This is a genomic window from Yersinia intermedia (assembly GCF_900635455.1).
Classification (GTDB): Bacteria; Pseudomonadota; Gammaproteobacteria; order Enterobacterales; family Enterobacteriaceae; genus Yersinia; species Yersinia intermedia.
Map to the genome: position 1 here is coordinate 4,712,077 of NZ_LR134116.1, position 16,332 is coordinate 4,728,408.

Sequence of the window (16,332 nt, forward strand, 5' to 3'; positions counted from 1 at the left end):
AAAAGGGATTATCATCGGCAGAACAATTTTTACCTGTTGGCTACCTAAAAAACCAGCAACGTAATTTTTGTCGATTTCTGACAATAACTGTTTTGATTTGGCCATAAAAAAAATCCGGTATGCTTTTAAACAGCATAACCGGACTTTTCGAGTTAACGGCTATTTCATCCGCCAACAATATTTTGTGCTATATCTGTCGCAGCTTATTCAACCGTGACTGATTTTGCCAGGTTACGTGGCTGATCCACGTCGGTGCCTTTAATTAGCGCGACATGGTAAGACAGTAACTGTAGTGGCACGGTATAGAAGATAGGCGCAATAATCTCTTCTACATGTGGTAACTGAATGATTTTCATCCCTTCACTGTCAGTGAAACCGGCATCTTGATCAGCAAACACATACAGCAAACCGCCACGGGCACGCACTTCTTCAATGTTGGATTTCAGTTTTTCCAACAATTCATTATTTGGCGCAACCACGATGACCGGCATATCGGCATCAATCAATGCCAATGGGCCGTGCTTCAACTCACCCGCAGCATAAGCTTCGGCATGAATATAAGAGATCTCTTTGAGTTTCAGCGCACCTTCCATCGCGATCGGGTATTGATCACCGCGACCAAGGAACAAGGCATTGTGTTTATCAGAGAAACCTTCAGCCAGTGCTTCAATGGTTTTATCCAGAGACAACATCTGTTCAATACGGGCAGGTAGAGCCTGCAACGCATGAACAATATTCTGCTCCAGACTGGCATCTGCGCCCTTGAGCTTGCCAATACGGCCCACCAGCATCAGTAATACCGTCAACTGAGTGGTAAAGGCTTTCGTCGATGCTACGCCAATCTCAGTACCGGCTCTGGTCATCAACGCTAAGTCTGACTCACGCACCAGCGAAGAACCAGCAACGTTACAAATGGCCAGAGAACCCAAATACCCCAACTCTTTCGATAAACGCAGCGCAGCTAAGGTATCGGCAGTTTCACCTGATTGTGACAAGGTGATCAGCAGGCTGTTTGGGCGCACAGCGGATTTGCGGTAACGGAACTCAGACGCAATCTCTACGTCACAAGGCACACCGGCTAATGATTCAAACCAATAACGTGAAACCATGCCTGAGTTGTAAGAGGTACCACAGGCAATAATTTGAATATGTTGAACATTTGCCAATAATGTATCCGCATTCGGGCCAAGTTCAGACAAATCAATCGCACCATGATTTAAACGGCCTTCCAGCGTATTTTTAATCGCCATTGGCTGTTCATAAATCTCTTTTTGCATGTAATGACGGTATACACCTTTATCACCGGCATCGTATTGCACTTGAGATTCAATTTCAGGGCGCTCAATAGCATTACCCTGTTTATCAAAAATTGCGATACTACGGCGGGTTACTTCAACCACATCACCTTCCTCCAGGAAGATGAAGCGGCGAGTCACAGGTAACAACGCCAGTTGGTCAGAGGCAATAAAGTTTTCACCTACACCACAACCAATCACTAATGGGCTACCAGAGCGTGCAGCCACCAAACGACTTGGGTCACGGCTATCCATGACGACAGTGCCGTAAGCGCCGCGTAATTGCGGGATAACACGCTTAACCACTTCCAGCAAAGATCCACCTTGCTGTAGTTCCCAGTGCACCAAGTGAGCAATAACTTCAGTATCTGTTTCAGAACTGAAACGGTAGCCACGACCAATTAGTAATTCACGTAAAGGTTCGTGATTCTCAATAATGCCGTTGTGTACCACAGAGATATAGTCAGAAACATGAGGGTGTGCATTGGCCTCTGATGGCTCACCATGGGTAGCCCAGCGGGTATGTGCGATCCCGGTGCCACCATGTAAAGCCTGATTTTCGGCCGCATCTGACAGCGCCTGTACTTTACCCACCCGACGTAAACGCGTCATATTACCTTCAGCGTCAACCACTGCTAAACCAGCAGAGTCATAGCCACGGTATTCAAGACGACGTAAACCTTCGATCAGAATCTCAGCGATATCACGTTGCGCTACTGCGCCAACAATTCCACACATCTGTTTTATTCCTATGTAAGATTCTTTAAGAACCTTGTCGATGTCAGTGACCTGATTTTCCGGATTTTCCGGGTTCCCCGAGCCTGTAGAGTTGGGGATTATTATGTTTTGCTCTGTGTTTTCAGCATCAATGGATAAACCAAAAACACAGGGCAAAACATCCCTTCAAAGAATAAACGATATTGAAGGGACTGTTTTAATATAACCTAAATAATTCGAGTTGCAGGAAGGCAGCAATTGAGCACATCCCCAGACGCTTACTTATTTTAAGGTCAGCGACCAATAAGTGACTGGGGTGATTGAGCGCAGCCAACGCACATGCAGCTTGAAGTATGACGGATATAGCTTATTTTTTCTTAACCGGACGCTGCCAACCCTGAACATGAATTTGCTTAACACGACTCAGCACTAATTCATCTTCTGCAATATCGCGAGTAACGGTAGTTCCCGCAGCAATAGTGGCACCCTTGGCAACGGTGACAGGAGCGACCAATTGAGTATCGGATCCGACAAAGACATCATCGCCAATAATAGTTTTAAATTTATTAGCGCCATCATAGTTGCAAGTTATTGTTCCTGCGCCAATATTTACATCCGAACCAATCTCGGCATCGCCCAAATAGGAAAGGTGACCCGCCTTCGAGCCTTTACCCAAGCGGGTATTTTTGATTTCAACAAAATTGCCAACGTGCGCGCCTTCGGCTAATTCAGCGCCTGGGCGCAGGCGGGCAAATGGCCCGACAGTACAACCAGCATCCAAGCGTGAGTTTTCTAATACGCTGTATGGGCTAATGTCAGAATCATCACCGATCACGCAATTTTTCAGTACGCATCCGCTACCAATACGAACCCGATCACCTAAAGTCACATGACCCTCAATGATGACATTGGTATCGATAGTAATATCACGACCATGTGTTAATTCTCCGCGCAAATCAAAGCGCGCAGGATCCAGTAACATCACACCCGCCAATAACAGCTTCTCAGCCTGCTCAGACTGGTATACACGCTCTAGAGCAGCTAATTGCAGGCGGTTATTTACCCCTTCAACCTCACTCAACCGAGCGGGGTGAACCGCAGCAACCTTCTTACCATCAGCATGTGCCAATGCAATAATATCGGTGATATAAAACTCACCTTGAGCATTATTGTTATCCAGCAGTGATAGCCAGCGCTTTAGATCACGCCCATTAGCAACCAGTATTCCGGTGTTGATTTCATTAATTTCGCGCTGCGCATCACTGGCATCTTTATGCTCAACAATTCCTACCACATCGCCATTCTCACGCACGATACGGCCATAACCGCTTGGATTATCCAGCTTCACAGTCAACAAGCCGATGCCACCTTGTGGCTTCGCCGCCAGCAGTCGCTGTAAGGTATCAACAGAGATCAACGGCACATCGCCGTATAGCATCAGGATATCTTCATCATCAGCAAAGTGCGGTGCAGCTTGTTGCATCGCGTGCCCGGTACCCAACTGTTCAGCTTGTAATACCCAGTTCAAAGAGGGATCGGATAGCGTTTTTTTCAGTAAATCACCACCGTGCCCATAAACCAGATGAACGTTTTTTGCACCCAGCTTCATGGCTGCATCAATAACATGCTGAACCATTGGCTTACCTGCCAATGGGTGTAACACCTTAGGAAGGTCGGAATACATGCGTGTCCCCTTACCTGCGGCAAGGATGACTACACTCATTGAGCTGTTAGACATAAGCAACCTGATAACTCCAATTTAATAGACAGAAGTAAACCTGTTTAGCGAAATAATTACTACATATTTCTCAACGAAAAACGTACTCAACCCGCGTGGTTAAAGGGTTGTTGCTACTGGTCATGTAACGAAAAAATGTGGTAAAAAGTGTCTGCGATCAGCGACGCTTACCGTGCTGTTTTTGTCAAAAAACATTCACTCATTCACGCGATTAACTACTTATTTTACGACAAGAAACAAGAATTTTCAGAAAGAAACGCGTTGAGTTTAGCTGAGGCTTAACTAAATGGTAGGAAAGCGGATTAAGGGTGCAAACAAAGGGCAAGTATCAGAACTGTCTGACGTACCAGTAAAAAAAATGCCAATCAGTTTTACTGACTGGCATTCTATTTTTCTTACACCCTTCGTACTTGAAGTTGCAGCGCTGTTAGCTACTTTCGCTTACAGCCTACCTGCAACCTTAATGACTTTGGGTATATAGAGTAATTTTATAAACCAACGAGTTAACAAAACCCATCAGTATAAAATTACATCGCCTTCCTGGTCAGTTCGATTACGCGTAATTTCGCAATCGCCTTCGCCAATTCAGCGGATGCCTGAGCATAGTCGACATCGCCGTGGGAGTTGTTGATATGATCTTCGGCTTTACGCTTAGATTCCAGCGCCTTAGCTTCGTCCAAATCAGTTCCACGAATAGCTGTGTCAGCCAATACGATCACAACGCTCGGTTGCACCTCAAGGATGCCGCCAGAAAGATAAATAAACTCTTCCTCACCGAACTGCTTCACGATACGTATCATGCCAGGCTTAATGGCAGTGAGCAGTGGGGCGTGACCAGGGAAAATCCCTAGCTCACCTTCACTACCCGTCACCTGAATTTTTTGTACCACGCCAGAGAACATTTTCTTCTCTGCGCTCACAACATCCAGATGGTAAGTCATTGCAGCCATGTCACCCTCCAGTCAACAGCGTTACAGTTTCTTGGCTTTTTCCACTGCTTCTTCAATGGTGCCAACCATGTAGAACGCCTGTTCCGGCAAGTGGTCATAGTCGCCGTTCATGATGCCTTTGAAACCACGAATGGTATCTTTCAGCGAAACGAACTTGCCCGGTGAACCGGTGAAGACTTCTGCCACGAAGAACGGTTGAGACAGGAAGCGCTGAATTTTACGCGCACGGGATACAACCAGTTTGTCATCTTCTGACAACTCGTCCATACCCAAGATAGCGATGATGTCTTTCAGCTCCTGGTAACGTTGCAGAATAGACTGCACGCCACGCGCTACATCGTAGTGCTCCTGACCAACAACCAGCGGATCAAGCTGACGGCTGGTGGAGTCAAGTGGGTCAACCGCTGGGTAAATACCCAAAGAGGCGATTTGACGACTCAAAACGACGGTTGCATCCAAGTGAGCAAAGGTGGTTGCTGGTGATGGGTCAGTCAAGTCATCCGCTGGCACGTAAACGGCCTGAACAGAAGTGATTGAACCCGTCTTGGTGGACGTAATACGTTCCTGCAACACACCCATCTCTTCTGCCAGCGTTGGCTGGTAGCCTACCGCTGATGGCATACGACCCAGCAGTGCGGATACTTCCGTACCGGCCAAGGTATAGCGATAGATGTTATCGATGAACAACAGTACGTCACGACCTTCATCACGGAATTTCTCCGCCATGGTCAGGCCGGTCAGTGCAACGCGCAGACGGTTACCTGGTGGCTCATTCATCTGGCCATACACCAAGGATACTTTGTCCAGAACGTTGGAGTCAGTCATCTCGTGGTAGAAGTCGTTACCCTCACGAGTACGCTCACCCACACCAGCAAATACAGAATAACCTGAGTGCTCAATCGCGATGTTACGAATAAGCTCCATCATGTTTACTGTTTTACCTACACCCGCACCACCGAACAGACCCACTTTACCGCCCTTAGCGAACGGGCAAATCAAGTCCATTACTTTGATACCGGTTTCTAACAAATCTTGTGAGCTGGCAAGCTCTTCGTAAGAAGGCGCTTCGCGGTGGATTGCCCAACGCTCTTCTTCACCGATAGGACCTTTCATGTCGATTGGGTCACCCAATACGTTCATGATACGGCCCAGAGTTGATTTACCAACCGGCACTTCAATTGGGTGTTCCAGGTTGATGACTTTCAACCCGCGGCTCAGACCATCGGAAGAGCCCATTGCGATACAACGAACAACACCACCGCCTAGCTGTTGCTGAACTTCCAGCACCAGCTTCTCAGCAGTGCCTTCAACCTCAAGGGCGTTGTACACTCTTGGTACAGCGTCTTGGGGGAATTCGACGTCCACTACGGCGCCGATTACCTGGATAATCTTTCCAGTAGCCATCTTGAATCCTCTACGTAATACGTTTACCCGTCATATTTCAAATTGCTGGGGCGTTGGCTGCTTTTTCTCACCCCAGTTGCTTACTTTATTAGCAAACGCCAGGGGATTTGCTCAGTTGCCGCCGTTTCGCAATCTGAACTATTTAGGGTAATAACCTGGTTAAACCGCGGAGGCTCCCCCGACGATCTCGGTGAGTTCCTGAGTGATGCTGGCCTGACGAGCCTTGTTGTAAACCAACTGCAGCTCTTTGATCAGACTACCGCCGTTATCGGTGGCGGCTTTCATCGCTACCATTCGCGCGGCCTGCTCGCTGGCCAGGTTTTCAACGACGCCCTGATAAACTTGCGATTCCACATAGCGACGCAGGAGGGTATCCAGCAATGCTTTAGGATCGGGTTCATACAGGTAATCCCAGGATTTCTTCTTCAGCTCACCATCTTCCGCAGGCGGAAGCGGTAATAGCTGCATGATCCGTGGTTCCTGAGACATCGTATTGATAAACTTGTTATTAACGATATACAGCTTATCCAGACGACCTTCATCATAGGCTTGCAACATCACTTTCACTGGCCCGATAAGTTCTGACAAGGAAGGGTTATCCCCCATACCAGTAACCTGAGCGACAATTTTGCCACCCACGGAGCCAAAGAAAGAAGCTGCTTTTGACCCAATCAGCGCTAAATCGCATTCAACGCCTTTTTCGGACCAACCTTTCATCTCAGCCAACAGTCTTTTGAACAGGTTAATGTTCAAACCACCGCACAAGCCACGGTCTGTAGAAACCACCAGATACCCAACGCGCTTAACGTCACGCTCTTCCAGGTACGGATGTTTATATTCCAGATTACCTAACGCAAGGTGACCAATCACACTACGCATAGTTTCTGCATAAGGACGGCTGGCCGCCATGCGTTCCTGCGATTTACGCATTTTGGAGGCGGCGACCATCTCCATGGCTTTGGTGATCTTTTGCGTGTTTTGCACGCTGGCGATCTTGGAACGTATCTCTTTTGCGCCGGCCATTTCTGCTTCTCCTCATTACCAGACGGCCTGCTTTCCTAATGAAAAGCAGGGCCGCATAGCGTTACCAGGACTGGGTTGCCTTAAATGTATCAAGGATGCCTTTCAGCTTGCCCTCGATCTCATCGTTGTACGCGCCAGTTTGGTTGATTTGTTGCAGAAGCTCGGCATGCTCACGGTCAGCAAACGCTAACAGCGCAGCTTCAAAGCTACCTACCTTCGCCAACTCAACATCACCCAGATAACCACGTTCAGCTGCAAACAGAACCAGAGATTGCTGCGCAACAGACATCGGTGCGTATTGTTTCTGTTTCAGAAGCTCGGTCACTTTTTGACCGTGGCTCAACTGTTTACGTGTTGCATCATCCAAATCGGATGCGAACTGGGAGAACGCAGCAAGTTCACGATACTGTGCCAAAGCAGTACGAATACCACCGGACAGTTTTTTCATGATCTTGGTTTGCGCTGCACCACCCACACGGGATACGGAGATACCTGGGTTAACCGCAGGACGAATACCGGCGTTAAACAGGCTGGATTCCAGGAAGATCTGACCATCGGTAATCGAAATTACGTTAGTCGGAACGAACGCGGAAACGTCCCCTGCTTGAGTTTCAATGATTGGCAATGCGGTCAAAGAACCGGTTTTACCTTTCACTTCACCCTTGGTAAAGGCTTCAACGTAGTCGGCGTTAACACGCGCAGCACGCTCCAGCAAACGGGAGTGGAGGTAGAATACGTCGCCAGGATAAGCTTCACGACCTGGTGGACGACGGAGCAGCAAGGAGATTTGACGATATGCAACAGCCTGTTTAGACAGGTCATCATAAATAATCAGCGCATCTTCACCGCGATCGCGGAAATATTCACCCATAGCACAACCGGAGTATGGTGCCAGGTACTGCAATGCTGCAGATTCTGAGGCGGTAGCTACAACCACAATGGTGTTAGCCAAAGCGCCATGTTCTTCCAGTTTACGCACTACGTTAGCAACAGTAGAGGCTTTCTGGCCGATAGCAACATACACACATTTGATGCCGGAATCGCGTTGGTTGATGATCGCATCAATCGCCAAAGCAGTTTTACCTGTCTGACGGTCACCGATGATCAATTCACGCTGACCACGACCAATTGGGATCATGGCATCCACTGACTTATAGCCCGTCTGAACAGGCTCATCAACGGATTGACGTTCGATAACGCCAGGTGCGATAGCTTCAACCGCTGAGAAGCCGTCGTTTTCTACCGGACCTTTACCATCAATAGGTTCACCCAGAGTATTGACGACGCGACCTAACAGGCCACGACCGACTGGAACTTCCAGGATACGGCCAGTACATTTAACCTTCATGCCTTCGGCAAGATCGGCGTACGGACCCATAACTACAGCACCTACGGAGTCGCGCTCCAGGTTCAGTGCGATTGCGTAACGGTTGCCTGGCAGTGCGATCATCTCGCCCTGCATAACATCGGCTAAGCCGTGTACACGAATGATCCCGTCACTGACGGAAACAATAGTACCTTCATTGTGAGCTTCGCTCACCACATTGAACTGAGCAATGCGCTGCTTGATCAGTTCGCTGATTTCGGTGGAATTCAGTTGCATATGCTCCAGTCCCCTTAAGACTGCAAGACGTCCGCCAGGCGTTCTAGACGACCGCGAACGCTGCCATCTATCACCATATCGCCTGCACGTATTACTACGCCGGCCATTACGGACTTATCGATTTTGCAATTCAGCTTAACTTTGCGTGATAGACGTTTTTCCATCGCAGCAGCAATTTTAGCCAGCTGTTCGTCTTTCAGTGGGCTCGCAGAGCTCACTTCGACGTCGACGGTCGACTCCAGCGAGGCACGCAGTTGAATAAACTGCTGTAGCACCTCAGGAAGAACCAGTAAACGGCCATTCTCCGCCATAACTCGAATGAAGTTCTGTGCGGATTCATCGAGCTGATCACCACAGACTGCAATAAACGTCTTAGACATTGTTTCTGGTGCAACAGCACCGGAAAGCAATTCAGCGATCTGTTCATTGCGCGTCACTTGGGCAGTAAACGCTAGCATATCCTGCCAACGATCAACCGCCTGGTGCTCAACAGCAAAGTCAAAAGCTGCTTTGGCGTAGGGGCGAGCTACAGTTACAAATTCAGACATCAGCCCCTCCCTCCTTACAGTTCAGCGACCAGTTTATCAACGATGTCGCTGTTAGCAGCTTCATCCACGGAACGTTCGATGATCTTCTCGGCGCCAGCTATAGCCAACATCGCGACTTGCTTACGCAACTCTTCACGAGCACGCTTACGTTCGGCGTCGATCTCTGCCTGCGCTTGCGCCACGATTTTGTTACGTTCCTGTTCAGCTTCAGTTTTAGCTTCATCAAGGATCTGAGCTTTGCGTTTACTTGCCTGCTCAATGATCACCTGTGCTTCTGCTTTGGCCTTCTTCAGTTGGTCGGTCGCATTGGCTTGCGCTAAGTCCAAATCTTTTTTGGCGCGCTCTGCAGAAGAGAGACCGTCAGCAATTTCTTTTTGACGCTTCTCGATGGCAGCCATAATCGGCGGCCATATATACTTCATACAAAACAGGACAAACAGGACAAACGCGATGGCCTGGCCGAGGATTGTTGCGTTAAGATTCACAGCACAATGCCTCTTTAAAAGTTAATAGTTTGGTGTAGTTCACAGTAGAGAAAACTCTACTTACGCGACAGCAAACATCACGTACAGACCCAGACCAACAGCGATCATAGGGATGGCGTCAACCAGACCCATGACGATAAAGAACTGTGTACGTAGCAGAGGAATCAGGTCAGGCTGACGTGCAGCGCCTTCCAAAAATTTACCACCCAGGATGCCGATACCGATCGCAGCACCGATTGCCGCTAAACCCATCATTATAGCGGCAGCCATGTACAGCAGATCCATATTCAGGTTTTCCATGACAGTCTCCAATTATTTCAGTTAAACGCAGTAGTGTTATACACATCATACTTCAAGCTACCTGTGCGTTGGCTTCCTTCGTTCACCCCAGTCACTTACCTATGTAAACTCCTCGGGATTTACTCAGTTGCCGCCTTCCTGCAACTCGAATTATTTAGGTATATTAAGAAAATCAGTGCTCTTCAGACGCCATCGACAGATAGACAATCGTCAGAACCATGAAGATAAAGGCTTGTAACGTGATAATCAGTATGTGGAAGATAGCCCAAGGTAAACTGAGCATCCACTGTGACCACCACGGCAACAGACCAGCGATAAGGATGAAGATCAACTCACCCGCATACATGTTGCCGAACAGTCGCAAACCGAGTGAAACAGGTTTGGACAGCAGGCTGACACCTTCCAGAATTAAGTTAACTGGAATAAATATCGGGTGATTGAACGGCTGCATCGTGAGTTCTTTTACGAAGCCGCCTACACCTTTCATTTTGATGCTATAGAACAGAATCAGGATGAAGACACCCAATGCCATGGACAAGGTAATACTCACGTCCGCAGTAGGTACCACGCGCAATGCAGGTAACCCAAAGACATGTTCACCGATGTAAGGCAGTAAATCGATTGGCAGTAAGTCCATCATGTTCATCAATAAAACCCAAACAAACACGGTCAGGGCTAATGGTGCGATGACTTTACTTTTGCCGTGGTACATATCCCGCACGCTGTTATCGACAAAACCGATAATTAACTCAACAGCAGTCTGCAATTTGCCAGGCACGCCACTGGTGGCACCTGCCGCAACTTTGCGGAACACAAACAGAAAAGCTAACCCCAGCACGACAGAGAAGAACAAAGAGTCAATGTTCAACGTCCAGAACGTTGCAGGGCCAGGTGAGTGGGGATTGACCAACTCAAAGGTACGCAGGTCCAACTGAAGGTTATTCAGGTGGTGACCTATGTAGTCCCTTGGAGTAGAGATTTCTCCTGATGCAGACATGATGCCTCTTACCCTTTTTGTAGTTAAATACGGTGACCGTTAAATACGATAACTGTTAAGTACGGTAGCCGCTAATCACGGCCGGTGCCAATATCTGCACAATCAGCACCGCTAAATAGGTTAAACCGAGTGGCGCAAACGCTGCTTTAAACAGCCCCAGAGCCACAATCAGCAAAATTATCGTCACGATAACTTTTAACCCTTCGCCAATGGCAAACGACCACGCAACACGACCCGGAGCTGCTGTTTTTGCCTGATGGCGGCAAGCAAACAGCATAAACATGGCACTGGGCAACCAGGCTGCCAATCCTCCTGCCAGAGCAGAAGCACTCCATTCCAGGCTTTTAAAGCCAAAAGCAGCACTGAGAACAACAAAAGTCATTAACTGCAAAAACAGCAGCTTTCGTGCGATTTTCCCACTGTAAAGGGATACAGGCATGACGTTTGTTCTCTCCGAACCACACTAAGGGTATGCTGAGTGAGGTATAAAACTGCCTTTTACCCCATTGAGTCAAGCAGCAAAAAACGAGCAAATTATACGGGCCACTCAAACGAATTCAATCGATAAGTAGCGAAAAGGTGAACAATTATTTAAATTTTCTTCTTTCGGACTATTTTCACAAGAAAAGCCTCGGAATAAAGCCCCCATTTAATTGTCTGACGATTCCAACCATTATCAATAAAGCGTGCAACTGATCACAAAACTTAAAACAAACTGATTTATATCCCATAAAGCTTCGGTTTGTCTTTAACGAAAAGAGCCATTAAAAACTTTTATAAATCATAATGTTAAAATTAAACTATTATCAAACAAGTTATCTACTTAGTAAAAACTTCCCGTTGACATTTCAGATAATAATCAGGCAACACTTCGTCTACATAAAAAGAGCATATCAAGCCGTTAAGGTAATGACTAAAGTAACTATTTGCCAGCTCTCAATATAGTTATGTCATCCATTGCCGCTGTTTTTGTAAACAATACGTAAAATATAATCAGACCATAGGGTACTACGCGAAGAAATACTTACCGATATTAAAAATAATAAATACGATAATTTTCCTACCACCTGCTAAGGATTTATTACATTTTTTTGATAAATAACAAAGTTAGTTTGACTTAAGAATGACCAAATGACGCTCGCCTTCCAACTCTGGCACCTGGAATCGCACAACCGATTCAAGGACAATGCCCTCAGGCAACACGGCTAATTCATCGTCCGGTCTCACCCCTTTAAGCGCATAAAAGCGCCCTTCAGACTTGGCTGGCAAATGGTGGCACCAGGACAGCATATCTTGTAGGGATGCAAATGCACGGCTTATTACACCATCAAATGGCGGTTTTGCGGCAAAGTCCTCAACTCGGCTTTGCACTGGCTCAATATTATTTAAACCCAGTTCGTGCTGTACCTGACGCAAGAAGCGTACACGTTTACCCAAGCTATCTAGCAACGTAAAGTGCGCAGTAGGCCGCACAATTGCTAGCGGTATCCCAGGAAGCCCAGGGCCAGTACCCACATCAATAAACCGGTCACCTTGCAAATATGGGTTAACCACAATGCTGTCCAGAATATGTCGTACCAGCATTTGTTGCGGATCACGAACTGAAGTCAGATTGTAAGCTTTGTTCCACTTATGCAGCAGTTCTACATAGCCTATCAACTGCAATTTTTGCTGATCGGGTAATACAATACCTGCGGTGTTTAGCAGGGAATCTAATTTTTTTAACACAACAATATCCTCTGACTAAACTCGTGCAGTCAGCATAAAAAGGGCCGAGATGAGGAATGATAATCTAGCTTGGCAGTGGTTTGAATAGCTAGTTGTGACCAGAAGGCAAAGAAGAACTTACCTGCACCGCTTATCCCTTCGCAGCGCAGGCAAATCCCGTTGTTAGGCACTACGGCGTAACAACCCTTGTTTTTTCAGCCAAACCAACAAAATAGAAATTGCCGCAGGGGTAATACCCGAAATTCGCGAGGCTTGTCCGATTGAGTTAGGTTTGTGATCATTCAGTTTAGCGATAACTTCGTTCGATAAACCTGACACCTGATGGTAATCAAGATCTGTTGGCAGGAGAGTATTCTCATTGCGCAGTTGTTTTTCAATTTCTTCCTGCTGACGGGCAATATACCCTTCATATTTAACCTGAATTTCAACCTGATCCGCCGCTTGTGGATCCGTTAATGCTGGGCCAAAAGAGGGTAAGGTTGTCAGCAAACGATAGTCAATTTCAGGCCGACGCAGTAATTCTTCACCATTGGCCTCTTTAGACAAAGGCGCTTTCAGTAATGCGTTGATCTCATCAACATTTTCAGAGTGCGGATGTACCCATATATCACGCAGACGTTGACGTTCTTTTTCAATTTGTTCAATTTTCTTGCTGAAATGTGCCCAACGAGCATCGTCAACCAGCCCCAATTTACGGCCCATCTCAGTCAAGCGCAGATCCGCGTTATCTTCACGCAGCATCAAGCGATACTCTGCGCGAGAGGTAAACATGCGATACGGTTCTTTGGTACCAAGGGTGCTTAAATCGTCCACCAGCACGCCAAGGTAAGCTTCATCACGGCGAGGTGACCATCCATCGTCATCGTTAGCGAAACGGCCCGCATTAAGCCCTGCAAGCAGCCCTTGAGCTGCTGCTTCTTCATAGCCGGTGGTGCCATTGATTTGCCCAGCAAAGAACAGACCGTGGATATATTTGCTTTCCAAAGTCGGTTTCAAATCACGTGGGTCAAAGAAATCATATTCGATGGCATAACCAGGTCGAACGATACGGGCATTTTCCAGCCCTTTCATTGAGCGGACGATTTGCATCTGTACATCGAAAGGCAGGCTGGTTGAAATACCGTTCGGATAGATCTCATTACTGGTCAAACCTTCCGGTTCGAGGAAGATCTGGTGTGAATTACGATCGGCGAAACGCATGACTTTGTCTTCGATCGATGGACAGTAGCGTGGCCCGATCCCTTCAATGATCCCGGCATACATTGGGCTACGATCCAAATTATTGCGGATCACTTCATGGGTTTTTTCATTGGTGTAGGTGATATGACAAGCCATTTGTTCTGGATGCTGGCTAGCATTACCCAAGAATGAAAATACTGGAATTGGCGTATCACCCAGTTGAGGTGCCAGTTGGCTAAAATCAATGGTTCGCGCATCAATACGTGGTGGAGTACCGGTCTTAAGGCGATTAACGCGCAGGGGTAATTCACGTAAACGCTGTGACAATGAGATTGATGGCGGATCACCAGCACGGCCACCGCTGTAGTTCTGAAGGCCGATATGAATTTTTCCGTCAAGGAAAGTACCAACGGTTAATACCACCGCTTTCGCACGGAATTTCAGACCCATTTGGGTGACTGCACCCACAACGCGATCATTTTCAACAATCAGATCTTCAACTGGCTGTTGAAAGATCATCAGATTTGGCTGGTTTTCCAATGCGGTACGTACTGCCTGGCGATACAGCACACGGTCAGCCTGAGCTCGAGTCGCTCTTACTGCTGGCCCTTTGCTGGCGTTTAGTATCCTAAACTGAATCCCGGCTTGGTCAGTTGCCATAGCCATCAGGCCACCCAGAGCATCGATCTCTTTGACCAAATGTCCCTTACCGATACCGCCAATCGCTGGGTTACAAGACATTTGTCCCAGTGTGTCGATGTTGTGCGTCAGCAATAAGGTCTGACGTCCCATGCGTGCCGCTGCCATTGCAGCTTCCGTGCCGGCATGGCCACCACCAATGATGATGACGTCAAATTGATCTGGATAAAACATGGTACTGCACCTCGCCGTTATGCGAATTTCTGTGTTTGCCCTGGGGTGGGGGATTCTACTCAAGTTTAGACGATCGACCAAGCGGCTTAGGATCCCCCTTAATTAAAAGAAGATCTTTTTATTTAAAGATCTCTTTATTAGATCTCTTATTAGGATCATGATCCTCTGTGGATAAGTGATTATTCACATGTAAGATCATAGTTTTAAGGAAGATCGTTTGCTGTGAATGATCGGTGATCCTATTGCGTATAAGCTGGGATCTAAATGGCATGTTATGCACAGGCACTTTGGGGTACCAAGGTTGTTATGTGGATATGTACCGGTTTTACCCTGCTTTTAAGCATACTTATCCACATTCGTTCGCGCGATCTTTAATCAAATTAGAGCAAATTAATCCAATTTTTGACCCAAACCTCTGCCGGATCCTCGGGAATTTCATGTTGGATGACGTCAATTTCTAAAATATCACCCAAACGTTTGGCACCTTGTGCGATCAATTGTTGATCCAATGCTCTCACGGCACCGCAGAAAGTGTCATATTCTGAACTACCCAAACCAACAGCACCAAAGTGCACTTGAGAAAGATCAGGCTTCTGTTGTTCGATTTGTTCTAATAATGGTTGAAGGTTATCAGGGAGGTCACCCGCACCGTGGGTTGATGTAACTATTAACCACGTACCCTCAAGCGTAAGCTCGTCTAATTCAGGGCCATGCAGTGTCTCTGTAGAAAAACCCGCTTCTTCTAATTTCTCAGCTAAATGTTCAGCAACATATTCAGCGCTGCCGAGTGTACTGCCACTGATCAAGGTAATGTCAGCCATAAAGAACCCAACCGAAGTAAAGAGCCGGTATTGTACGCTGTGAATGAGCTGGGATCTACCTGTGGATAATGTGGATATAGTTATTTAGTGCTTAAGGCACAATGGTACGCATGATGGGGTTTTGCAGGGATATTAGCGTCTCTGTTGACTGGATCTCATCGATAGTCTGGATCTTGTTGATAAGTACCTGCTGGAGTGCATCTATTGACTTACACATCACTTTAATAAAAATGCTGTAGTGGCCGGTGGTGTAATAGGCTTCTACAACTTCTTCTAAACTTTCCAGTTTTTTTAGTGCTGAAGGGTAGTCTTTGGCACTTTTCAAGATAATGCCGATAAAACAACACACGTCATACCCGAGTTTTTTGGGATTAACGTGAACACAAGCCGCTGTAATGATCCCTGCCTGGCGCATTTTCTCCACCCGCACATGAATTGTCCCTGGGCTAACACCAAAATTTTTCGCCAATTCAGCATAAGGTGTGCGTGCATTTTCCATTAATGCGTTCAAGATGCCGCGATCGAGATTATCGATTTGATAAATTTCACCCATATTAGCCCCTTTTTTTTATCGATTATTGAATTATAGCTGCATAAAAATGAATGATTAAAAGTGAAAAGGCAATATTGTTTGTTGGATATTGAATTTAACCCTCATTCTGTTGCTTAAT

15 protein-coding genes are annotated in these 16,332 nt (G+C 46.9%); all 15 read right to left on the reverse strand.

Features of this window, described 5'->3' with window-relative positions; translation table 11 throughout:
* Nucleotides 1-203: 203 nt before the first annotated feature.
* Nucleotides 204-2,033 (reverse strand): glutamine--fructose-6-phosphate transaminase (isomerizing), encoded by a 1,830-nt coding sequence (gene glmS / locus EL015_RS21470; protein ID WP_032906712.1) that lies wholly within the window; start codon nt 2,031-2,033, stop codon nt 204-206.
* Nucleotides 2,034-2,379: 346 nt separating this feature from the next.
* A complete protein-coding gene (glmU, locus tag EL015_RS21475) occupies nt 2,380-3,750 on the reverse strand; it encodes a bifunctional UDP-N-acetylglucosamine diphosphorylase/glucosamine-1-phosphate N-acetyltransferase GlmU (protein WP_032906711.1) in 1,371 nt (456 codons plus the stop codon).
* A gap of 527 nt (nt 3,751-4,277) precedes the next feature.
* On the reverse strand, nt 4,278-4,700 hold the full coding sequence (locus EL015_RS21480) for a F0F1 ATP synthase subunit epsilon (protein ID WP_004393020.1): 423 nt from the start codon (nt 4,698-4,700) through the stop codon (nt 4,278-4,280).
* 21 nt (nt 4,701-4,721) lie between these two features.
* A complete protein-coding gene (atpD, locus tag EL015_RS21485; RefSeq protein WP_032906708.1) occupies nt 4,722-6,104 on the reverse strand; it encodes a F0F1 ATP synthase subunit beta in 1,383 nt (460 codons plus the stop codon).
* A 159-nt stretch (nt 6,105-6,263) separates the two neighbouring features.
* Nucleotides 6,264-7,127 (reverse strand): F0F1 ATP synthase subunit gamma, encoded by an 864-nt coding sequence (atpG, locus tag EL015_RS21490; protein WP_002220756.1) that lies wholly within the window; start codon nt 7,125-7,127, stop codon nt 6,264-6,266.
* A 61-nt stretch (nt 7,128-7,188) separates the two neighbouring features.
* A complete protein-coding gene (gene atpA / locus EL015_RS21495) occupies nt 7,189-8,730 on the reverse strand; it encodes a F0F1 ATP synthase subunit alpha (protein ID WP_004703877.1) in 1,542 nt (513 codons plus the stop codon).
* Nucleotides 8,731-8,744: 14 nt separating this feature from the next.
* Nucleotides 8,745-9,278: a F0F1 ATP synthase subunit delta gene (atpH, locus tag EL015_RS21500; protein WP_005186689.1), complete on the reverse strand. Its 534-nt coding sequence runs from the start codon at nt 9,276-9,278 to the stop codon at nt 8,745-8,747.
* Nucleotides 9,279-9,292: 14 nt separating this feature from the next.
* Nucleotides 9,293-9,763, reverse strand: coding sequence for a F0F1 ATP synthase subunit B (gene atpF, locus EL015_RS21505; RefSeq protein ID WP_005186686.1), 471 nt, complete (start codon nt 9,761-9,763; stop codon nt 9,293-9,295).
* 60 nt (nt 9,764-9,823) lie between these two features.
* Nucleotides 9,824-10,063 (reverse strand): F0F1 ATP synthase subunit C, encoded by a 240-nt coding sequence (gene atpE / locus EL015_RS21510; protein ID WP_004393045.1) that lies wholly within the window; start codon nt 10,061-10,063, stop codon nt 9,824-9,826.
* Between the two features lie 172 nt (nt 10,064-10,235).
* Nucleotides 10,236-11,060, reverse strand: a complete 825-nt coding sequence (gene atpB / locus EL015_RS21515) for a F0F1 ATP synthase subunit A (RefSeq protein ID WP_005161179.1) — start codon at nt 11,058-11,060, stop codon at nt 10,236-10,238.
* 55 nt (nt 11,061-11,115) lie between these two features.
* The gene (gene atpI / locus EL015_RS21520; RefSeq protein WP_032907978.1) at nt 11,116-11,499 is read right to left on the reverse strand and encodes a F0F1 ATP synthase subunit I; all 384 of its coding nucleotides are present in this window, start codon (nt 11,497-11,499) and stop codon (nt 11,116-11,118) included.
* A 668-nt stretch (nt 11,500-12,167) separates the two neighbouring features.
* Nucleotides 12,168-12,788 carry a 16S rRNA (guanine(527)-N(7))-methyltransferase RsmG gene (gene rsmG, locus EL015_RS21525; protein ID WP_005192877.1) on the reverse strand — a complete coding sequence of 207 codons (621 nt, stop codon included), beginning with the start codon at nt 12,786-12,788 and terminating at the stop codon, nt 12,168-12,170.
* Nucleotides 12,789-12,950: 162 nt separating this feature from the next.
* Complete coding sequence (gene mnmG, locus EL015_RS21530; RefSeq protein WP_005192873.1) at nt 12,951-14,840, reverse strand: tRNA uridine-5-carboxymethylaminomethyl(34) synthesis enzyme MnmG; 1,890 nt, start codon at nt 14,838-14,840, stop codon at nt 12,951-12,953.
* Nucleotides 14,841-15,220: 380 nt separating this feature from the next.
* Nucleotides 15,221-15,661, reverse strand: coding sequence for an FMN-binding protein MioC (mioC, locus tag EL015_RS21535; protein WP_005192870.1), 441 nt, complete (start codon nt 15,659-15,661; stop codon nt 15,221-15,223).
* Nucleotides 15,662-15,752: 91 nt separating this feature from the next.
* Nucleotides 15,753-16,214 carry a transcriptional regulator AsnC gene (asnC, locus tag EL015_RS21540; RefSeq protein WP_005192867.1) on the reverse strand — a complete coding sequence of 154 codons (462 nt, stop codon included), beginning with the start codon at nt 16,212-16,214 and terminating at the stop codon, nt 15,753-15,755.
* Nucleotides 16,215-16,332: the final 118 nt, after the last annotated feature.